Consider the following 23,681-nt stretch of genomic DNA (forward strand, 5'->3'; position numbering starts at 1 on the left):
ACTGGATATATAGAAGAGGGAAAAAGTATGGGGAAGGCAGTTATTTTTGATTTAGATGGTACATTATTAAATACTTTAGATGATCTTGAAGATAGTGTAAATCATACCTTAAACTATTTTAAATACCCGAAACGAACAAAAGCAGAAGTAAGAAGCTTCATAGGCGGTGGCGCAAAAGCCTTAATAAAAAAATCTTTGCCAGAAAATGTAACTGCAGAAAAATACGAAGAAGTATTATCCTATTTTCAAGCTTATTATAAAAAGAACGCTGATAAAAAAACAGGTCTTTATCCAGGGGTAAAAAAGCTGGTAAATAAGCTTTCTGATGAAAATTATTCTATAGGAGTTGTTTCTGCGAAAGGTGATATTGTAGTAAAAGAATTGGTAGAATCATTTTTAGGAGACAAAGTAAATGAGACTTTGGGAGAAAAAGAAGGCATAAAAAGAAAACCAGCCCCGGATTCTATCTTAATCATGATGGATACGCTAAAATGCAAACCAGAAGAAACTATTTACGTTGGAGACTCTGAAGTGGATGTGGAAGCAGCCGCCAATGCGGGAATTAGATGTGCTTCTGTCACATGGGGATTCCGCGATAAGGAAGACCTTGAGAAGATTAATCCATTGTATATAGCGGATAATGTACAGGAACTCTATGAATTAATAAAGGGATAATTCTGAGTTGCCGCAGGTAAAGTAGACGCACCCAAAGAGAGAAGATACCCTATATTTGTGACTCTATCACTGTGGGTTGAATGTTTGCTTACAGGCTCACATTCAATCCTCGTTCTAAGGCCACAAATATAGGGTATCTTCTCTCTTTGGGTGCTGTCTTTGGCTGTTGAAGTAAATTCAGAATTGGGAGTTTTAATTTCGTAAATCAGGTAAAAATTTAAATTTCTTTCGGCGTCTCCTTTGTCATTCAGCAAATCAGAATCTTATGGTAATTTTCATGAAATTAGAAATTTGCTTTTACCCCCGTAGCCTTGCTAAAATTATGTTTATGAAAAAAATCACGGGAGGCTGTAATGAGGGTTATGAGGAATAAGAATGATTGGATGCAAAAGAAGAGCATTATTATTATTATATTAGTGGTTCTTTTATTAGTAGCAATTTTAGCTGTGGCGGCAGAACTTGGAATGAAGAGTGGTGGCAGGCCGAATAAAATAATAGAAAAAATTACGAATGGAAATAATAATGAAGATAATTCTAATTCGGATTCCAATAATATGAAAGAGAAAGATAGCGAGAAAGAATTCGAGGATGATACGAACAGTGAATTGAATACGGGATATGGCTATGAGATGGATGTACTTTCTGATAAGAATAATTCAACGGAGGAAAAGACTGTCTATGAAAAAGGCTATGATCTTCCAGTAGATAAGCAGGAAGATAAAACAGCAAAAAAAGAATTACATGAGATGATGCAGGCTGTCTGGCCTATTTATGATAAAAGCGAAAAGGGTGATACCAGCAATGTAGTATTACCGAGTAAGACTATAAAAAAGATATTAGATAAAATAGAAAGCTGTTCTGTTCCGGCATTTTTTAGCGGAAGAGAAGAACATATGCGGAATGCAGATAAATTTGATGGATTTTTAAAGAATGCACAAAAAGGAGAAAAGGATAGTATCATAGTATATGAAGTTCACGAAGATGGCGGTGTTGGACGGAATAAATATATATTTGATGGACAAAATATGTATGTTTTATATGTCGGCTCCGTCTGGAACAATGATGAAGATGTAATCAGTATTGACACAACATATACGAGAATAAAAGAATGGAACTACACAAAAGATGGCTGGTTTACTGGAGAATTCTGCGTACCAGAACCACCGGAAAGATCTGAAACGGTAGATGGAAGGTTTAGGATTCTGGTTTAATTCAGTAAACAGATAGACGAAGCCAGGAAGCAAACGAATCTATATTTATGACTTTAGTCGCGGCGTGTTGAATGCTCGCTTTCGCGCTCGCATCCAACACTTGCTCCGAGGTCATAAATATAGATTCGTTTGCTTCCTGGCTTCTGTGCTATGGCGGTTGGAGTGAATTAAACCTAGAAACGGAGAGAATTTGAGGAAGAAGAGTATAAAGTCTAAGCCCATCTGGTGAATCCTCAAATCTCTCCCCAACGATAAATGGTAATAATTTCCTCTCTAGCCAAAGCACAGCTCTCTGGAAGATAAATAAAGCATATTTGTGACCTCGGAGCAAAGGTTGGATGCGAGCGCGAAAGCGAGCATTCAACCTGCAGCGACTAAAGTCGCAAATATGCTTTATTTATCTTCCAGAGGGCGTCAACTTTGCCTGCGGCACCCCCTATTTATCGTTTCTTCAACTTTGGAGCCAACGGCATATCCCACCCATGATGGTCAGTATGCAGCAGCTTATGAGACATACGAGAAAGAGGTTTCTCCAGATACTCTTCATAAGTCTTTAACACTTCCGGATTCTCATGCGAGAAACGACGTTCGTTCTGGGAATCAAGGAAGTAGAGGTTCTTGGAGCGAATCTCAGCCATTTCCTTCCCTTCGTGGATTGGCTGTCCACCACCGCCTACGCAGCCGCCAGGGCAGGCCATAACTTCTACAAAGTGGTAGAATACTTCACCGCGGCGAACGGCTTCGATTAACTTTCTTGCGTTGCCAAGTCCACTTACTACGGCAACTTTAACTTCTGTGCCGTTGATGTCGATAGCAGCTTCTTTCCAGCCGTCCATTCCTCGTACACCGTGGAATGCATCTGGGTCAGGGTTCTGTCCTGTTGCAAGATAATAGCAGCTTCTTAAGGCAGCTTCCATAACACCACCGGTTGTTCCGAAGATTACGGCAGCACCAGTTCCTTCTCCGCAAGGAGAGTCGAAGCGGTCTTCTGGAAGTCCGTAAACATCAATGTTGAGGGACTTCATATAGTCAACGAATTCGCGTGTATTTAATACAACGTCAACGTCAGGACCAGTTCCTGTACTGTCCATAGTAGGAAGTGCACATTCGGCCTTCTTTGCGATACATGGCATGATGGAAACGCTGAAAATGTTTTCAGGATCTTCATGAATCTTATCAGCAAAGTAGTTCTTGATGATGGCTCCCTGCATCTGTTGAGGAGACTTTGCAGTGGAAAGGCAGTCTACCATGTCAGGATACTGGGATTTTAAGAAACGAACCCAGCCAGGACAGCAGGAGGTAAACATTGGCCACTGGTAGTCTTCTTTATGTTTCAGTCGTTCTAAGAACTCGCTTCCTTCTTCCATAATAGTAAGATCGGCAGCGTAAGTTGTATCAAATACATAATCAAATCCCATCAGACGAAGTGCACCGGCAAGTCGTTCTGGGGAAGCAAACTTACGGGAAAGCTTGAAGGCTTCAGCCCATGCGGTACGAACGGCAGGAGCAACCTGAACAACTGTAGTTTTTCTTCTTGTATTTAACATACCGTTCTGAGAGAATACCGGACGTTTATCGTCACGGCCTGACAGAGCAGCAACTGGACAATGAGTGATACACTGTCCGCAAAGAGCACAGTCGGCTTCTTTAATATTTCTTCCAAGAGATACATTAACGGTGGTACGGGAACCAGTTTTGGCGATATCCCATACTTTTAAAGACTGTACTTTATCACAAATTTGGATACAGCGCATACATTTGATACATTTGCTCTCGTCACGGATAAGAGGAAAGTCCATGGGCCACTTCTCTTCTGTAATGTGTTGTTTGAAAGTACCACTTCCGAATTCAAGGTCGTTGGCAACTTTCTGAAGCTGACAGTTTCCGCTTCGAACACAGGTAGGGCAGAAGCAGTTGTGCTGTGAGAGAATCAGCTTAATATTGATTCGGCGGGCATCACGTACTTTTGGGGAGTTTGTGTAAATCTCCATTCCTTCTTTTACTGTATTGTTACAGGAAGTGACGAGCCTTTCGATACCTTTTATTTCCACAACGCAGACACGGCAGGCACCGATTTCGTTGATATCTTTTAAATAACACAAAGTAGGGACAATCATTTTTGCCTCTCTGCAGGCTTCTAAAATCGTAGTTCCCTCTTCAACGGAGATAGGAACGTCATTTATCTTAATATTTACCATTCTTCAACTCGTCCTCCTTTAAATACTCCATAACCAAAACGGTCACAGCGCAGGCAGCGGTGTGCTTCCTGATTGGCCTCTTTGCAGGTCATGCCGTTCTCCACGATATTGAAATCCTTTTTACGTTCTGTAGTATTTCTTTCCATCATAGTAACACGTCCGCAAGGTGTCTTGTTCTCAATACGAGGTTCTGGAACAACAACGCCGCTTTCAATCTTATGATTGAATCCGAGGTAATTGTCGATGTTGGCAGCCGCTACTTTTCCGGCTGCGATAGCACGGATAACGGTAGCAGGTCCGGTTACACAGTCTCCGCCGGAAAATACACCATCTTTTTCCGCAATAGAGCTATCCTTCTGTGCTAAGAAGCGTCCACGCTTTGCAGGGATGCCTGCACGTTCAAATGGTTCAGAAACGATATCCTGTCCGATTGCAACGATAACAATATCACAAGGGATATGTATAGGTTCTCTTCCGGAATTTGCAGGAGAAGGACGACCGCCAGTAATCAGGCCGATAATCTTAGGGTCAGCAACCATAGCAGTTACATACCCTTTTTTATTTGTTTCGATTGCCTGAGGGGCATGGAGTTCAAGAATCTCTGCACCCTCTGCGATAGCAGCCTCGATTTCGTCCATGAGGGCAGTCATATCAGCCTTTCTGCGTCGGTACATAACACTAACGTTTTTAGCTCCAAGACGGATAGCAGAACGGGTAGCGTCCATAGCCACGTTACCACCGCCGACAACGATAACATTTTTGCCTGTAAAATCAGGTGGATTTCCATCTCCGATATCACGCAACATCTGAATAGCGGAAATAACACCCTTAGCATCTTCGCCAGGAATACCAAGCTTCTTATCTGTATGTGCACCGATAGAAATATAAACTGCATCGTAGTTTTCTTTTAACATCTTAAAGGAAATCTCTCCATCTCCATCACCGATGCAGGTATTCATCTTTGTCTCAACACCTGTAGCAAGAATGTTCTGAACATCTTCAGCAAGACGCTCTTTTGGGAGACGGTAGTTAGGAATACCATAGTAAAGCATTCCGCCGAGTTCTTTTCTCTGTTCAAAAACAGTACACTGATGTCCCATCTGCTGTAAATAGTAAGCAGCACTTAAACCAGAAGGACCGCCACCGATGATAGCAACTGTTTTACCAGTAGGTTCGCAGCATTCTGGAGGTGGCACAAGACCACAGTGGTCAGCGGCGTAACGCTTGAGCCCGCGGATATTTACCGCATCATCCACGAAGTTACGACGGCACTTTGTCTCACAAGGATGTTCACATACGAGTGCACAGGAAGTAACAAATGGGTTATCTTTACGGATTAACTTAACAGCATCTGCATAACGTTCATCTGCGATAAGAGAAATGTAACCAGGAACGTCAACACCGGCAGGACAAAGAGCAACACAAGGAACCGGCTGTTCCAGATGACAGGAACAATGTCCGTTCGTGATGTGTTCAATGAAATCTTCACGAAAACCTTCTAATCCTTTAAGAACCATTCTTCCGGCCTCATAACCAATGGCACAGTCGGCACTGTCATAAATGGCTTTTGCAGTACGTTCAATTAAACTAAGTGTTTCTAAAGTGGCTTTTCCATCCAGTACATCTTCTAACATATCTTCAAGAACGCCCAGGCCGATACGGCATGGAACGCATTTTCCACAAGTCTGTGCATGAAACAGCTTCAGGAAAGAAGCAGTCATATCAACAGGACACAGTCCGGGAGGACTGGCAATAATTCGGCGTTCCAGATCTTCGTATAGATTGTCAACGACTAACTGGGCCTTGCTTTTTTTTCTGACCTCAAGTCTACTCATAATCTCCTCCATTCACAGGGGTATTGCCCCGATAGCAAAAAATAGTCTCAATGACGCGATTATATCATATGAGAAAAAATTTGAAAAGAAATGATAATTTATTATCATTACAATAAAAATGTTATAATAATAACAATTTGCAAAAGAAAGCAGGAAGAGAGTATTAATTTATAAAAAAGACAGAAAAAACCACATCAAATGATAAAATATCATCGATAAATGTGGTTTTTCTTTGCATTTTCTTCAAAAATGTATAGCAAAATATTTTGAAAAAGTATTAGAAAAAATAGTGCTTACAAAAGAAAGCCGCCAGATTGTAATCTTTTTTTAACAATCGGTCCAGCAAGGACAACGAGAATGATTTTCACAAGGTCACCAGGGATATATGGAATTACTCCGGCAAGCAATGCCTGGTAAAAGGTAAGGTGTGCCTCGATGGCAAGCCATGCCGTACCAAAAATGTAAGCAACAATAGTACCGATGGCAAGACCGACAATCTGCATACCGTGGTTAGAAAACTTTTCAAAAGCAAATCCACAGATGATTGTCATTGGAATAAATCCGATCAGGTATCCGCCAGTAGGTCCTAAAAGCTTTGCAAAACCAGAACTAAAACCGGAGAAAACAGGGAGTCCTGCAATACCAATAAGAAGGTAGATCAGATAACTTATTGTTCCAAACTTCCAGCCAAGCAGACATACAGTCAGGTAAATTGCCAGATTTGTTAAAGAAATCGGAACGGGGCTGATCGGAATCGGGATGGAGAGTGGTCCTAAAATACAGGTGATGGCAGCCATAACAGCGATGAGTGCCATCTGGAATGTTGTAAAAGATTTTTTCTTTGTAGTAGTAATAGCAGACATGATAATTTCCTCTCTAAAATGTATTGTTAAAAATAAAACTGGCTCCATTATAAAAGAAGTAGAACGAATTGTCAACCATAAATAAAAAATAAGTTAACAATGCTTTTCTGATTGACAGGGAGCTGACTTTGGCCTTTCTTTCGCCACACAAGTAAATTTTTTTCAAAAAACTGGCATTCTGCACAAATATATTGACATTTTTTGCGCTTTTTTGTAAAAATAAAAATGGGACTAAAAGTATCAAAAAGAAAGGGAGAGAAAGTATGAAGCAACGATTTTTAAGTATTTTTCTTGCGTTAGCCTTAATCATTCCATTCTTTCCGCAGGTAACTTTACCAGCGAAAGCAGCGGAAACGACAGCAAAAACGCAGGATGAGAACAGTAATGAAAACACGGATGCTTTTGGAATCAAGATGGATACAACCATTGATACCAAAAAGGAAAAAGCGAATAACCCTTATGGAACAGAAGGCTGGGTAAATCTTTTTACCGTACCGGAACTGTTTGTTTCACAGGGGTATGATGGCTACAGAAGTTTTGAAACCTATAATTATAATAATGACAGAGATCATAAAGAAGGTTCCATTGGAAGCATAACAGACGGAACTCGGATAGGTAAAAAAGAGGAAGGGAACAAAAACGGATTTACCATTATGGATACGGCACCTGTCGATGCAGAGGGTGAAGGGCAGAAGCGCTATGTGGCTGTTCTTGGCTACTGGCTTGGAGGAAAGCGTCTGGAGCTTTATATTGCAGATAAAGACGGAAACAGAGTAAGTAATACTTATGCTATTGGAGGGGAAAAAACTCTTGATTATCTGGAACAAGCAGATGCATTTGAAGATACAGGATTTGTTTCTGTAGCAGCAGGCGATTTTAACGGAGATGGAAAGGATACAGTTATAGGCTATGCTCCGTTGATGGAATCGGATAGTGAACAGCCTCAGTTGTGGGAGTTCTCTATCGGAAGTAATATGCAGTTAGAGAAAACAGGAACTGTCTGCAATATATTTGATATTTTAGGTACAGGGAATATAGCAACAAAACATTCAAATAACGGAAAAGTATTCAGAAATACACCAGTTGTTCAGATGACAACAGCAGATACAGACAAAGATAGCGTAGATGAGCTTGTTGTCACAGCAGGAATGAATAATACGAAGGCGGATGTAAATAACCGCCAGTCGAGAATGTTTATTTATGATAATATCACAGAGGAAGAAAAGTCTTACTGGAATAAAACTTTTGAGTTAGATACCAAAGGATATAATAATGGTAATCAGAGACTCCGCTGGGCATCTTCTTCTGTAGGTAATCTTGTTATGACCGGCAGCGGTGCGGACTATCCGGAGATTATCACAGCAGGATGGGTAGATAAGAAAACAAATAAAGATGCAGATCTGACCCATGATATCGGTGCATATGTAACATCTTGTAGTAAAACAACTAAAAAAGGTAATTCTGCAATAGGAACGTATGCGAAAAGTGAAGTACCAGCAATAGGAAGTAATGGACAGCCACAGGTCAGTGGATTTACAAAGGATGGACATTACAGAGATGACGTGCAGTCCCTGGTCGTTGTAGATACCTTTGCTGCAGATGGTGTGAACGCAAAAGCCTCTGTACTGATTATGGATACGATATATACCTATGAAGCAGGGAAAGGTCTTAATGAGGAATACCGTACGGATTATTTTAATCACAGTGATAATGGAATTGGTACCTCTATCATTACAAATGGATTGGTACAGGATGCAGTATCCGGTAATTTTTCCGGCAATGAAGAAGGCAGGGAACAGATTGTATTTACAACCTGTCAGAAACGAGCATCAAAAAATCAATATTTCTATAAGACCTATACATACAAAAAGACAGGTAAATCTTTCTGGCAGTGTAACTCAACAGGATATCGTATTAGTAAGAAGGGGAATGCGTACACATCTTTATGTGCACCAGATATTGACTCAGACAGTACGATCGCAAGAATTAAAGACGTATCTTTAACATATACAGAGCCGGAAGTGCTTGCACTTCTTGAATCAACTCCATATTTTTCTGAGGTAGACGAGGGAGATATCGGCAATAGTGAAACAGCTTATGGTAAGGAGAATGGAGAGGGAACTTCTGTATCAACAGCAGAGGGACTTACCACGAATATCGTAGCTGGTTTTGAGTGGTCTGTTGATGATATCTGTGCCGGCTTTGTATGCGGTGCCGGCTTTGAGACGAGTGTAGAACAGGGATATACCTGGGAGACTGCTACGAGTACGACAAAGAAATTTTCCTTAAATTACTCCAATGATACGGGAGAAAATCAAGTTATTGTTTACAGAAGACCGGTTACAACATATCGGTATGAAATTAAAGGAACAAAAGATACGATGGTACTTGCGAGACAGGGTACTCTGCTGACAAGTATGCTTCCGGTGGATGAGTATAATGAGGCAGCTCAAAGCTATGAACTGGAAGAAATCGCAGATGGAACACTTGCCACACCGGGCAATCCATTCTCTTACCGTTCAAGTACAGCGGGTCTTAATAATGTGGCAGAAAGCAAAATAACTACCCAGTATGGAAAGGAAGGAACGGTAACACAGGAATTTTCAACAGAGACAGAACAGGAAAAGACATTTACCTATGACCTGAATGCTTCGTTTACTGCTTATGGACTTGTATTTGGAGTAAAAGCAGGAGGCGGTGCCGGTACAACTTATTCGGAATCGCAGTCTACGATTAATACAGAGGCGATTACAAAGACGGGTGCAGTTACAGGTAAACAGGTAGAAGGTTATGATTTTAACTGGAAATTTGCACATTGGACAACAAAGGTAAATGGTACAGAAATACCGGTTCTTGGTTATGTGCTTACGAATGTTATCGCACCTCCGTCTCCACCGGAAAATCTGGCAGTAGAGAGTGTAACATCTGATTCTGCGAAGATTACATGGGATGCAGGAGAAAGAGGAGCTGATGAATATCGTATTTATCAGATTTATTCTGATGGAAGTGATATTCGGATCGGAACAGTCGATGGAACAGAGAGTACATACGAAGTTACAGGATTAAAACCAGATACATCCTATACTTACGCGATTAAGGCTTATAAAGAAGGAAAGAAAGGGGATGCGATCTCCGGAGAATCTGTTTTCAGTGAGAAGCTTATTGTTACGACACTTCCGGAGAAGATGGGAACTGTCACCATCACTAATCCAGAAAATGCAAGTGTAAAGATTGGCGGAAGTGCTGTATTTAAGGCGGATTTATCCAGTACAGCTTCTGATTACAGAGCAACTAATTACAAATGGCAGCGAAGAGAAAAAGGTGGTAAATGGCAGACGATTGACGGAGCAAAATCCAGTAAGCTTACACTTAATGATCTTACAGAAGCAGATAATAATACAGAATATCGCTGTATTTTCCGCGTAAGTTACACAAGTGCCAGCTCTCTTATTGAATATTACAGTAAGGCAGCGACGCTTACAGTTGGTGAAACTGCAGTTGCCCCAGAACTTACGATAACCGGACATGATAATACGGGAAATGGAACACTTGCCAAACCGTATGCCGGCAAGTCCAATTATAATAAGAAGACAGGTACAACAACGCAAGAGATAAAGACAACAAAGAATATTACGATAGAAAAATCAGGTACGCAGCCGGAGTTAACAGTGTATACAGATGGAGACCAAACGGCTCCGAAGTATTACGGTGTTGGAAAAGATGAGAATGACAATATAGTATATTATCAGGTGGCTAAGACCGGCGATACGTACACTGCAGGTGATAAGATTACAGTTGCTGAAAAATATTCCTATACGAATCTAAACGGCGCTGCAGTTACGGATGTTCCGGCAGAATTTAACAGTGGAAAGGATTCTGTAACTGTAACGAAAAATGATGTTACTTATTATCTTCAGGCGAAGATTACCGGAAAACAGAGAGCAGGTATCAATACAGGAAGCAGTGGAGTTACATCAACAGACAGCCGTCTGGAATCTATGACAAGAATCACATATTACTGGAAGTCAAATAATGGATATTATACATATGATTCTTCTGCACCGAATACGCCTGGAAGTGCTGTGACTTTATCAGATGCCGATAAAAATGTATTATATGATGTTTACCACAAGGCAGATACGAAAGTTGTTGTTGGAAGAAATGAAACCTATACAGTAAGTGATACAAGTACAGTGAATGGAAAGCAGGAGACTACTTATGAAAATGAGAGTCAGTACGGATTTGCTCTTGTAACGATAAGTAGTGGCGAAACGACAACATATACAATCACTTCTATTCAGGAGGATGTAGAAGAAACTTACACAGTAGGAGATACAGAACTTGCTGGTTTTGATCCGGCGAAGCTTACGCTTGTGACAAAGCAGGTTATTAATACAGTAGAAACACCTGTATATACGACACAGGCTGGGGATAGCTTAACTCTTCGTGCAAAAGTAACAGAAAAGGACAACAGTAAGGCAGCGGCAGGTGCATCTGTAGAATTTAAGATTGTAAATACACAGACGAATGGAGTAGAGACAATCAGTGCAACGACAGATGCCAATGGTGCAGCATCCGCAAAATGGACAGCAGCTACGAGTGGTCTCTACAGCATTCAGGTAAATGTTCTTGCCAAATCCGGTTATACAGCATCGGCAACGAAGGCACAGTATTATAATGCAGGTGGAACGTACGAGACAAACACAACAGAATACCGTCTTGTATTATCCAGTGCAGGAAAGACTTTGACAGGAACCATGACCTATGGTGGAAGTGTTAGTTATGAGCTTCAGGAAAGAGCCATTACCGTTTCCTCAGATGCGGCAAAGGCACAGACTGTTGGGGAGTGGAAGAAGTCAGAAAAGACTAATCTTACTTATACGGTAGAAACAACAGAAAAAGACAGAAAGAAAGTGGATGAAGTTAAACAGCCATTATCAGTGGCAAGCTATAATTTCCGCGTTTATGATGGAGATACGATTGATCCACAGAAAGAACTTGCAGCGGCAGCTTTACAGGTAACAAAAGCAGCAGTAACAATTACACCGGAAATTAAAAATGGTGTAACCCCGTCTAGTGCTTCTGACATTACTTTAAAGGTGGAACCGGAAATTTTGGGAGTGAACCTTAATGATGTTCTTAATGTGAACTGTGGATATTTTACCGATAAAACAGCGACCGGTAAGTTTGATGTTATACTTTCCTACAAGACGGACAGCAATGGTGCGGTAACAGATAAAGTAAAAGCATTCCAGAATAATTACACAGCAGTATTTGAAAGTGCAAGCTTTACTGTAAAACCAGATAGTGCACAGGTGAAGTTTTCCTGTGGAGAAAATGGTACGATTGTTGGACGTTATGCGGATAACTGGTATCCGATGGCATCTGGAAGTAACCAGACCAAAGGAACGAGACTTCGTTTTGCAGTGGCACCAAACAGTGGCTATGGCGTAGCTAAGTGGATTATCAACGGAACGGATTACGCAGTAGATGCAAAGAATCTACCAGAGGGAATGCGTATTTCTGAAGACGGAAAGATCTTAGATGTAGCTTCATTTAATCCGGCATCACAGACCGCATCAACAAATCCAGGTCATACAAAAGACGGCGTTCTTACAGTAGAAGTGAGCTTCAAGAGTACTTCTCATGAGATTACTTACAATGTAGATGGTAAAGGAGGAACCTTAACAGCCGTTAATGAAAATGATAAGAAGATTAATTCTGGAACTAAGATTACACAGGGAAGCAAGGTGACATTTACCGCAGAACCAGAAGAAGGATATATCGTATCTGGCTGGAAAGTAGATGGAAAGACTTACAAATGGCAGGACAAAGACGAGGATTATCTTGGAACAACATTAGTTCTTGAAGATATTTCCAAGGATGAAAATGTAATAGTAAGCTTTAAGAAGAGCACAGCTTCCTACAAAGTAATTACCAGTGTAGCAGATGAAGATGGAAAGACCGATACTTCTCTTGCGAAGGTAACAGCAATAAACGCAGAGACAAAAGAAGCGGTAACAGATCTTACTTCTATTAAAGAAGGAACAACACTTACCTTTACAGCATCTGTAGCAGATAAGACAAATCATATGGTAAAACTGTGGCAGACAAGTAAGGATGGTAAGACCTGGGAAGATGCAGCGTTAAGCGGCGGAAGTAATACATTTACCCTTTACAATATCAGTGGAAATCTGTATATTCGTCCGGTGATTACCATCGCCCAGAAATACAGCTTAAAGTATAAGGTTGTATTAGATGACGGCAAACCTAGTGAGACAATAGTAACAGATAAAAAGATTGCAGAACTCACAGCGACAAGCAATGGTCAGGAAATTGCAAGTGGGGAAAGTCATTCCGCATATATTCCGATAGAATTTGCCCTCACTTTAAACAATGATTACTATGTCACTGGCTGGAGTAAGAACGTGAAGGCAAGCGAAGATTTATCAGGAGCAAGCCTTGACGCACTTGACAGCAATACAGAAGTCGTTGTTACTATCAAAGAAAAACCGGTTGTGACAATACCATCCGGTATCTCGAATGGAACTCTTACAGTAATCTACAAAGATGCCGCTAACAAAGATATATCGGTATCAAATGGAGATCATGTTCCAAATGGTACACAGTTGCTTGTTACATTAACACCGGAAAAAGGCTATGTCGTTGATGAGGATGCGTTAGGTGCATCAGTAGAAACAGAATATACCGATGAAGATAAATCTGGAAACACAACAGACACGAAGTCTTACAAGGTAGAGAATGTAATAGCTAATGTAACCGTAAAAGGAGCATTTAAAGCACTTGGAACACATAAAGTAACTTATGAACCTGTAATTGCTTCAGGTGAGAGTGCAAACGGAACCTTAACCGCAAAGGCAGATAGAAAGCAGATGGACATTTACAAGATTGACAAGCTTACTACTGGCGAAAAGGTATATGAAGGAAGTACACTGACATTTACGGCAGCACCAGATCAGGATTATTCTGTTCAGGAATGGCGCGTTAACGGTAAGGTCTTGAAAGAAGATGGAATCAAAGTTACAGATTCCACATTAACGATTGCAAATGTCGAAAAAGACTATACAGTAACCGTACAGTTTAAGAAGTCAGGAAGTGACACAACAATCGCTGCCGGAGCAAACGGAAAGATTGTCAGTGCAGTAGCAGGAAAGGTAGATCAGATTGCCAATATTGAAACTGGATTTGTCCTTGCTTCCGGAGCAACGGTAGATATTACAGCACAGCCGGATACTGGATATAAGGTAGGCTGCTGGAAAGTAAATGGAAAGGTTGTTGATGGACAGACAGGCAATACGTATACTTACACAGCTGATGAGAACGGCACAGGAGCCGCAATCACCGTACAGTTCGTACAGATTGATTATGCAGTAAGCTGGAGCGCAGTAAACGGTACAGTGAAAGCAGAGGATACATCAGGTACAGAATATGAAGGCAATAAAGCCGATATACGTGGCGGAAGTAAGGTGACATTTAGTGCAACACCAAAAGAAGCTTATAAAGTAAGCTGCTGGAAAGTAAATGGAAAGGTTGTAGACGGAGAAAATGCAAATACATTTACATTTACTGTTCCAAGTGGTGCAAAAGAGACACCAGAAGTTGCTTCTTATAAAGTAGAGGCAGTTTGTGAGAAAGACCAGTTTACATTAACTTATGCACAGCCTTCTAATGGAACGCTCACAGCAAGGGGAGCGGCAGGCGAAGTTGCAAGTGGCGATAAAGTAAATGGCGATGAAAAATATACATTTACTGTGAAACCGGATGCAGACTATATCGTTGAAAGCTGGAAAGTAGACGGTCAGGTAATTGACAGCCACAGCACTTCCTATGAAGTGACAGTAAAGAAGAATACAGAAGTTTCTGTACGGCTTGTTCCTGCGTCTTATAAAGTAACTTATAAAGTAAACAATGAGCAGGGTAAACTTCTTGTTGGTAAAGATACAGAGGAAAAGACCGATGGAGAAATTTCAGCAGCATATGGAACAAGTATCAAGTTTACTGCAGTATCCAATAAATTCTGTCATATCAAAGGCTGGAAGCTTGATGGAACAGAAGTCACAGATACGACAGAGGGAATAAGCATAAGTGCAGATGGTTCTGAACTGACTCTTTCCGAAGTTAAGAAAGAGCATAGTGTAGAAGCAATATTTGATGCAGCTACAATGTATGAAGTTTCTTACGAAGTTGATGAAACAAGTGAAGGTGTTGCTTCTAATGCAGGAACTCTTAATGCGAAAGCTGGCAACACAGACCTTAAGCTTAAAAAAGATCAGACAACCACAGTAGAAGGTGGAAAAACTCTTACATTTACGGCAGTTCCAGTGAGTGCAGACTTTATGGTAGCAGGCTGGTATGTGAATGGTAAGAAAGTAGAAAATGAACTTTCCAATACGTGTGTCATTGAAAAACTCGACAAGAAAGTACATGTAACTGTACAGTTTACACAGTATAAAGGATACGCACTTCCAGTCAGTGGTGAAGGCTATGCACTTTCTGAGATGAAGAGAACACCAGATGATACAACACCAGACACGGAAATCCGTGAAAATGGAACGCTTTCCTTCAAGGTAGCACCAGATACAGATAATAAATATATCCGTATTGATAAGCTGGTTATTAACGGATATGACTGCCTGGCTGATAAGCTTTCAGAAGGAAAAGAACAGCCAGAGAACTGTACCTTAGTAGAAGTACAAAAGAATGAGGATGGAAGTTATGTGATAACCGTTTCAGGAATCACAGGAGAAATCCAGACAGATATTACTGCCCACAAACATACCTTAAAGAAGGTGGATAAGGTAAATCCAACCTGTACAAAAGCAGGAAATAAGGAATACTGGATCTGTGAGGATGAAAATTGCAAGGAAATGTTCTTAGAAGAAGCAGCTATGAAGGCGGTACAGTGGAAAGATATTTTACTTCCGGCAACAGGTCACAACTATCAGAATGGTATTTGCAAGAACTGTGGAGCTAAAGATCCGACATATGTAGATATTCATCCAGGAACGCCAAAAGTAAAAGCAAAAGCGAAAGGTGATCGAAAGATTAAACTTAGCTGGAGCAAGGCAAAAGATGCACAGGGCTACATAGTATATCGCTATAATGCAAAGACAAGGAAATATGCTGTGATTGCTAATACAAAGAAGACTGCCTATACAGATAAGAAGCGTACGCCGGGAACGGTATACAGATATCTTGTAAAAGCATATGGTGTATCTTTGAATAAAAAAGTAATTTATGGACAGGTATCTAATTGTGCATCTGCTGTTACAAAGCCGCAGACTCCAAAGATTACATCTGTAAAGAAAGATGGAACGACAAAGGCAGCAATTCAGCTTAAAACAGAACGTAATGTTAAAGGATATCAACTCTATGAGTACATGTGGCAGACGAAGAAGTTTAAACTTGTTGGAAAGATTGAGGGTAAAAAATATTATAAGTATGACAGTAAAAAGAAGAAATTTACCCGCGATAGAAAGTCTAAAGTTGTACAAAATGCAAAGAAAAAGACAATTTCTGTAAAGATTACAACAAACAATGTAAACTTTAAACGTTACAGAAGATATCGTTTCAAAGTACGTTCTTATGTAAAGTATAATGGCAAGCAAATTTTCAGTAAGCTTTCTAAACAAAAGATTGTAACTCGTTAAACAGGAAATATGATCTGTGTTTAAACTAAAAGAGACTTCCCGGAAGGTTCGGATGCCTCCTCCTTCCGGGAAGTCCTTTTTGTCTTTACAAATAGATAAATATGTGGTTTGTGAGAAGCATATTCTTTCTTGACTGCATGGCAAAATCAGCCTATTATAAGAGTTAGAAAAGGCAGATATCTTTTTAATTTTTTTATAAATATATCTGCAGGTGTTGGAGGAAAATGTAGTATGGAAGGCAAAAGACTGACAAGTTATGCGATGGAAGAATTAGAATGTCCAAAGTGTGGGCATAAGCATTCCCTTAAAAAGTATAAGGTTATTAATGTAACAGAGAAGGCAAAATTAAAAGAAGAAATTATGAAGAACAGGCTGTACCAGTTTAGCTGTGAAGAATGTGAGTATATGGCACCGCTTACATATGACAGTTTATATGTGGATAGCCAAAGAAATATTATGATTTACATGGCACCGGTCATGAATGCAGAGATTAAAGCAGAGATTGCGGAGCTTGAACAGGAAAAGGGTATAGATAAACGTCTTGTAGATAATATTAATGATTTAAAAGAAAAGATTATGATTGCCGATAATCATTTAGATGATCGTGTGATTGAGATTATCAAAATCATGTATATTGACCAGATGAAAAAGGAAATGGAAGACGACACACTTTTGAATATTCTTTTTGATTATAATAGAGATAACTATTGTTTTTTAGTCTTTTTCCAGAAAAAAGGAATAGGGAAGATTCCGCTGACAAGAGAGTTTTACCGTCAGGTGGAGGACAAGTACAAAGATGCAATTAAAGAACATTCTATGGACAGCTTTATGAAAGTAGATATGGAATGGGCAGGAAAGATTCTTTTTAAAAACCACAATAAATTTAATTAAAAACAATTGATTAAAAAGAAGTAAAAAGTTCTTGCACTCTACATACTGTTATGGTATAATAAGAACGCTGTTTGAAATAAGATAACTATTGAATATAATTAATTAATGAAACATATATTGGAAGAGGTGAATAAGATGCGCGAGGGAATCCATCCAAATTACTATCAGGCAAAGGTTGTATGTAACTGCGGTAACGAATTCGTTACAGGTTCTACTAAAGAAGACATCCATGTAGAAATTTGTTCTAAATGTCATTCATTCTACACAGGACAGCAGAAAGCTGCTAAGGCTCGTGGACGTATTGACAAGTTCAATCGTAAATATGGCATGAATCAGAATTAATAACCGTAAGGTTTTAAATTAGGCGGCGGTGCAATGTATCACAGAGAATGTTGTGATGTTGTACCGTCGCCTAATTTTGGTTATACCAGATGTGAGATGACACACATCTTGCAGCAAGAATGCGAGGCATTCTTGAAAGGAGGTGCTCTTTGAAAAAGACAAGTATTGGAGGACAGGCAGTAATGGAAGGGGTCATGATGAAGAATCTTGACCGTTATGCAGTTGCTGTTCGGAAACCAGATCATGAAATAGAAGTAATGACGGACGAGTATAAAAGCCTGGGAAGTCGTTATGCGGTTCTTGGCTTACCAATCATACGTGGAGTTGTTAACTTTGGAGAGTCTTTATATATCGGATTAAAAACATTATCCTATTCTTCTTCTTTTTATGAGGAAGAGGATTATGAGCCGGGAAAAGTGGAACAGTTTTTTACAAAAATTTTTGGAGATAAGTTAGAAAGCGTTCTGATGGGAATCACAATGGTCATTTCTGTTATATTGGCGCTTGGAATTTTTATGGTACTTCCATTTTTCCTTACGAATCTGATGAAAGGATTTCTGCCATCTTACAGTATACGTACCCTGATTGAAGGAATCATACGTGTGGCATTATTTCTTATATATATATGGCTCATATCTAAAATGGAAGATATAAAGCGGGTGTTCATGTATCATGGTGCAGAACATAAGACGATTAACTGTCTGGAACACGGTGAAGATCTGACACCGGAAAATATTAAAAAGTATTCGAGGCTTCATAAGCGTTGTGGAACCAGTTTTCTGCTTATTGTTATGATTGTCAGCATTGTCGTATTTATGTTTATTCGTGTGGACAGCTTAGTATGGAAGTTTGTGCTGAGAATCCTTCTCGTTCCGGTTGTGGCAGGTATTTCTTATGAATTTATTCGTCTGGCAGGAAGAAGCGATTCGAAGATTGTGAATACGTTAAGTAAACCAGGATTGTACTTGCAGTATTTTACAACAAGAGAGCCAGATGAGGAAATGATGGAAGTTGCAATTAAGGCAGTAGAAGGCGTTTTTGACTGGAGAGAGTATCTTCGGGCAATGCATAACGGCGAACTGGAGGATTAGCTATGACAATCCGGGAAGTTTTAATAAATATACGAGAACGACTGCAAAATGCAGGGATTGAAGATTTTGAATATGAAAGCTGGGCATTTCTTGACTGGAAACTTCATATCGACAGAGCTGAATTTTATATGAACCCGAATGGGGAGGTAAAGGAAGAACTTTTAGCAGAGTTAGAAAGTGTTCTGAAACAAAGAGAGCAGCGAGTGCCTTTGCAGTATCTTATGGGTGAATGCGAATTTATGGGATATGATTTCTATGTGGATGAACGAGTGCTGATTCCGAGACAGGATACGGAATGTCTGGTGGAACTGGCGGTGGAAGATATTCGGAATAGAAAGACACAGAACCGATGTGAGTCTAATAATACAGCAGATCAGAAAAATGAACAGAAAGTCAAAGTGCTGGATTTATGCACTGGAAGCGGCTGTATCGGCATTTCTGTAGCAAAGCTTTGCCCGGATACCGAAGTGACTCTTGCAGATATTTCTGAGGGGGCGTTATCTGTAGCAAAAAAGAATGCACAGAACCTGGATGCAGGTGTTACCTTAATCAAAGGCAATCTTTTCGAAAATATCGAAGGCAGATTCGATTACATTTTATCGAATCCACCGTATATCCCATCAGAAGTAATCGAAGGCTTGATGCCAGAAGTAAAAGAACACGAACCGCGACTCGCCCTTGATGGCGAAGCAGATGGTCTTAGCTTTTACCGAGAAATTATAAATGAGGCGCCTGATTACCTGAATCCAGATGGACGAATTTATTTTGAAATCGGGGCAGAACAGGGAGAAGACTTAACCCATCTTATGAACGAGAGAGGATTTTCCGAAGTAAAAGTGCATAAAGATCTTGCAGGACTTGACCGAATCGTGACGGGCATATATAGTAGGAAGTAATTGCTATAATAATCTGATTTAAAATAGATATGCAGTTTGGGTAACAGTGAAATATGATAAAAGATATAACTATTTAAGAACACATAAAAATAAAATCTGGATAGTCATTTAAAGTTTAAGAAAATGTAAATCTGGAACATAGATGGTTATCAAGGTATAAGAAGGCACAGCAATAAACTTGAATGGTTATGAATAAAAGTTATAGTTATAAAAGCGCAAGAAAACAGGAGGAATAAAGATGTTTGATAAATTAGAGGATCTTGTAAAACGTCTCGATGAGGTTATGCAGGAACTTAGTGAACCAGATGTAGTTAGCGACCAGAATCGATTCCGCAATCTGATGAAAGAGCAAAATGAGCTGGCTCCTATCGTAGAAAAATATAAAGAATATAAAGAAGCAAAACAGACAATCGAAGACAGTGTAGAGATGCTTGAGGAAGAACACGATGAGGAAATGCGTGAGCTTCTGAAAGAGGAATTATCTGAAGCAAAGAAGAATGTAGAGCAGTATGAAGAGGAATTAAAGGTTCTCCTTCTTCCAAAAGACCCTAACGATGATAAGAACGTTATCGTTGAGATTCGTGCCGGTGCCGGTGGGGATGAGGCTGCATTATTTGCTGCTGAGATTTATCGTATGTACAAAAACTATGCCGAATCTAAACGTTGGAAAACAGAGTTCATTGATGTGAATGAGAACGGTATCGGAGGATTCAAAGAAGTTTCCTTTATGATTAATGGCCAGGGCGCATATTCCCGCCTGAAGTACGAGAGTGGAGTTCACCGTGTACAGCGTATCCCTGCAACAGAGTCCGGCGGACGTATCCATACTTCTACAATCACAGTAGCAATCATGCCAGAAGCAGAAGAAGTAGATGTACAGCTTGATATGAACGATTGCCGATTCGATGTATTCCGTGCTTCAGGAAATGGTGGTCAGTGTGTAAATACAACCGACTCCGCTGTTCGATTAACACATATCCCAACAGGTATCGTTATTTCCTGTCAGGATGAGAAATCACAGCTTAAGAACAAAGATAAGGCAATTAAAGTACTTCGTGCCCGTCTGTATGATTTAGAGCAGTCTAAAGCACATGATGCAGAGGCAGAACTTCGTAAGAGCCAGATTGGTACTGGTGACCGTGCAGAGAAGATTCGTACTTACAACTTCCCACAGGGACGTGTAACAGACCACAGAATCAAGTTAACCCTCCATCGTCTCGATGACATTTTAAATGGTGACCTCGATGAAATTATCGACAGCTTAACAGCAGCAGATCAGGCAGCAAAATTAAGCAAATTACAGGAAATGGAGCGTTAAAAATTATGCAGGAGTGGAAGAAAAATATCAGACAGGTTGTTCCTTATGTACCAGGTGAACAGCCAAAAAAAGCAAATGTAATAAAGTTAAATACCAATGAGAATCCTTATCCGCCTTCACCGAAGGTAAAAGAACAGTGTGCAAAAATCTGTGCTGAAACAGAAGAACTGCGTCTTTATCCAGATCCGACAGCTGGAATGTTAGTAGAGGCAATCGCAAAATATAAGGGATTAGACAGCAGTCAGGTCTTTGTCGGAGTTGGCTCCGATGATGTACTCGCCATGGCTTTTCTTACATTTTTTAATAGCGAAAGGCCGATATTTTTCCCGGATATCACTTACTCATTCTATGATGTTTGGGCTGATTTATTCAAGATTCCATATGATAAAAAGCCATTAGATGAGAACTTTATGATTAAAAAAGATGACTACTACTGGAAAAACGGTGGAGTCGTATTCCCGAATCCAAACGCACCGACAGGTGTGTTAATGCCACTTGATGAGATTGAGGACATTATCTCTCATAATCAGGATGTTATTGTTATCGTTGATGAAGCCTATGTAGACTTTGGAGGACACAGCGCACAGGAACTTCTCTCCAAATACGAGAATCTCTTAGTTGTGCAGACATTTTCCAAGTCCCGTTCCATGGCAGGAATGCGTATCGGTTACGCAATGGGTTCTGCAGAATTAATCAAGGCTTTAAATGATGTGAAATATTCCTTCAACTCCTACACAATGAACCGCACGTCCATCCTTCTTGGAACTGCATCCATCGAGGATGATGTGTATTTTAAAGAAACTGTAGAAAAAATTGTAAACACAAGAGAATGGTTCAAAGCAGAGATGAAAAAACTCGGCTTCACCTTCCCGGATTCCAAGGCAAACTTCCTTTTCGCTTCCCATCCGAAAGTACCTGCAAAGGAAATCTTTGAAGCAGCCAGAGAAAAAGATATTTATGTGCGTTACTTTGATAAGCCTCGCATTAATAACTATCTGCGAATCACAATCGGAACAGATGAGGAAATGGAAAAGTTCTTAAAATTCTTAACATCTTTTCTGAAAATCCAGAAATAAACATGGTATTATGATGAAATATATTGTAAAATATAAGTATTACAATATAAGACAATACAGGGAGGATTACTATGAAAAAGATTCTGTTTGCAGCTTCTGAATGCGTACCTTTTATGAAAACAGGCGGACTCGCAGACGTAGTAGGAGCATTACCAAAGGAATTTGACAAAAATGAGTGGGATGTACGTGTTGTAATGCCAAATTACCGCGGAATCCCAGAAGAGTACCGGAACAATTTTGAGTATGTTACTCATTTTTATATGGGAGTAGGGCCATACATTCCAAACGTATATGTGGGCATTATGAAGTACGTTTACAATGGCATTACTTATTACTTTGTTGATAACTTAGATTACTTTGGAGCAATGGAGCCATATTCCGATACAAGAACTGACGTAGAAAAATTTACTTTCTTCTGTAAAGCAGTTCTTTCTATCCTTCCAGTTATTGATTTCCGCCCAGATTTGATTCACTGTCATGACTGGCAGACAGGATTAATTCCAGTTTACTTAAAGACAGAATTTGCGGCAAACCCATTCTTCTGGGGTATTAAGACAATGATGACAATTCATAATCTTCGTTTCCAGGGTGTATGGGATATCAATACAATGAAAGGTTTAAGCGGACTTCCAGATTATCTCTTTACACCAGATAAGTTAGAGTTCAAAAAAGATGCGAACATGCTCAAAGGTGGAATCGTTTATTCCGACTTTGTCACAACCGTAAGTAACACTTACGCACAGGAGATTCAGACAGCATACTATGGCGAAGGATTAGACGGATTGTTAAGTGCACGCAACCAGAGCCTTTTTGGCATTGTAAATGGTGTCGATTACTCCTTATATGATCCGTCAAATGATGTAAAGCTCTATCGGAACTATTCAGAATATAACCATCGGGAGGGAAAGGCTGCGAATAAAGCAGAACTCCAGAAACAGCTTGGCCTTGAAGTGAATCCGAACAAATACATGATCGGACTCATTTCCCGTCTGACAGACCAGAAAGGTCTCGATCTTGTACGCTACGCAATGGATCGTCTCATTGATGATAATACACAGATTGTCGTAATCGGAACCGGTGATCCTTCATACGAGGAAATGTTCCGTTACTATGCATGGTGTAACTCTGATAAAGTTTCTGCTAACATCCTCTATTCCGATGATTTAGCACATAAACTGTATGCGGCAGCAGATGCTTTCTTAATGCCATCCTTATTCGAACCATGCGGATTAACACAGATTATCGCTTTCCATTACGGAACGATTCCAATTGTCCGCGAGACAGGTGGATTAAAAGATACCGTTATACCTCTGAATGAATTCGAGGATACCGGAGACGGATTCTCCTTCAGCAACTACAATGGAGATGAACTCATTAATACAGTAAACTACAGTAAGTACATTTACTTTGAACAGCCAGAAATTTGGGATCATATGATAACGAGAGCAATGGAGAAGAATCTTTCATGGGGAGTTTCGAAGAGACGGTATGAAGAACTGTATAATACGCTGATTGGACGATAGATAAACAGACGCCGCTGGTAAAAAGAAGTAGTAGTAGGATTGCCAGAAGAACTTGCGAGAAGACCCCTAAAAAATTTATTGATTTTATTCC

At 40.0% G+C, this 23,681-nt stretch carries 13 protein-coding genes; 10 read left to right on the forward strand and 3 right to left on the reverse strand.

What is annotated here, in order from left to right:
* The first annotated feature begins 27 nt into the window (after positions 1 to 27).
* Entirely contained in the window at positions 28 to 675 is a 648-nt protein-coding gene (locus EUBHAL_RS08995; RefSeq protein ID WP_049940651.1) for an HAD family hydrolase, read from the forward strand.
* A 353-nt stretch (positions 676 to 1,028) separates the two neighbouring features.
* The gene (locus tag EUBHAL_RS14845) at positions 1,029 to 1,886 is read left to right on the forward strand and encodes a DUF6070 family protein (RefSeq protein WP_005348315.1); all 858 of its coding nucleotides are present in this window, start codon (positions 1,029 to 1,031) and stop codon (positions 1,884 to 1,886) included.
* A 440-nt stretch (positions 1,887 to 2,326) separates the two neighbouring features.
* Here the strand turns inward: EUBHAL_RS14845 and EUBHAL_RS09005 are convergent, their stop codons facing one another.
* From EUBHAL_RS09005 to EUBHAL_RS09015, 3 genes are all read right to left on the reverse strand, one after another.
* Complete coding sequence (locus EUBHAL_RS09005) at positions 2,327 to 4,084, reverse strand: [FeFe] hydrogenase, group A (RefSeq protein ID WP_005348317.1); 1,758 nt, start codon at positions 4,082 to 4,084, stop codon at positions 2,327 to 2,329.
* Positions 4,078 to 5,919, reverse strand: a complete 1,842-nt coding sequence (locus tag EUBHAL_RS09010) for an NAD(P)-binding protein (RefSeq protein WP_044922798.1) — start codon at positions 5,917 to 5,919, stop codon at positions 4,078 to 4,080. The genes EUBHAL_RS09005 and EUBHAL_RS09010 overlap by 7 nt, the downstream gene beginning before the upstream one ends.
* Before the next feature lie 293 nt (positions 5,920 to 6,212).
* Entirely contained in the window at positions 6,213 to 6,782 is a 570-nt protein-coding gene (locus EUBHAL_RS09015) for a biotin transporter BioY (RefSeq protein WP_044922801.1), read from the reverse strand.
* Between the two features lie 263 nt (positions 6,783 to 7,045).
* On the opposite strand from EUBHAL_RS09015, the gene EUBHAL_RS09020 reads away from it, so the two are divergent.
* The 8 genes from EUBHAL_RS09020 to glgA all read left to right on the forward strand — a co-directional run bounded on the left by EUBHAL_RS09020 (position 7,046) and on the right by glgA (position 23,590).
* Positions 7,046 to 16,453, forward strand: coding sequence for an InlB B-repeat-containing protein (locus EUBHAL_RS09020; protein ID WP_044922804.1), 9,408 nt, complete (start codon positions 7,046 to 7,048; stop codon positions 16,451 to 16,453).
* Between the two features lie 231 nt (positions 16,454 to 16,684).
* Positions 16,685 to 17,344, forward strand: coding sequence for a CpXC domain-containing protein (locus tag EUBHAL_RS09025; protein ID WP_022169467.1), 660 nt, complete (start codon positions 16,685 to 16,687; stop codon positions 17,342 to 17,344).
* Positions 17,345 to 17,479: 135 nt separating this feature from the next.
* Positions 17,480 to 17,686 carry a 50S ribosomal protein L31 gene (gene rpmE / locus EUBHAL_RS09030; RefSeq protein WP_022169468.1) on the forward strand — a complete coding sequence of 69 codons (207 nt, stop codon included), beginning with the start codon at positions 17,480 to 17,482 and terminating at the stop codon, positions 17,684 to 17,686.
* Positions 17,687 to 17,835: 149 nt separating this feature from the next.
* On the forward strand, positions 17,836 to 18,777 hold the full coding sequence (locus EUBHAL_RS09035) for a DUF1385 domain-containing protein (protein WP_022169469.1): 942 nt from the start codon (positions 17,836 to 17,838) through the stop codon (positions 18,775 to 18,777).
* Positions 18,778 to 18,779: 2 nt separating this feature from the next.
* Positions 18,780 to 19,673 (forward strand): peptide chain release factor N(5)-glutamine methyltransferase, encoded by an 894-nt coding sequence (gene prmC / locus EUBHAL_RS09040; RefSeq protein ID WP_005348346.1) that lies wholly within the window; start codon positions 18,780 to 18,782, stop codon positions 19,671 to 19,673.
* 238 nt (positions 19,674 to 19,911) lie between these two features.
* Positions 19,912 to 20,991, forward strand: a complete 1,080-nt coding sequence (gene prfA / locus EUBHAL_RS09045) for a peptide chain release factor 1 (RefSeq protein ID WP_005348348.1) — start codon at positions 19,912 to 19,914, stop codon at positions 20,989 to 20,991.
* Positions 20,992 to 20,996: 5 nt separating this feature from the next.
* The gene (hisC, locus tag EUBHAL_RS09050) at positions 20,997 to 22,067 is read left to right on the forward strand and encodes a histidinol-phosphate transaminase (RefSeq protein ID WP_005348349.1); all 1,071 of its coding nucleotides are present in this window, start codon (positions 20,997 to 20,999) and stop codon (positions 22,065 to 22,067) included.
* Positions 22,068 to 22,138: 71 nt separating this feature from the next.
* On the forward strand, positions 22,139 to 23,590 hold the full coding sequence (glgA, locus tag EUBHAL_RS09055) for a glycogen synthase GlgA (protein WP_005348359.1): 1,452 nt from the start codon (positions 22,139 to 22,141) through the stop codon (positions 23,588 to 23,590).
* The last annotated feature ends 91 nt before the right edge of the window (positions 23,591 to 23,681 follow it).

The sequence above is a fragment of the Anaerobutyricum hallii DSM 3353 genome, from assembly GCF_000173975.1.
Classification (GTDB): domain Bacteria; phylum Bacillota; class Clostridia; order Lachnospirales; family Lachnospiraceae; genus Anaerobutyricum; species Anaerobutyricum hallii.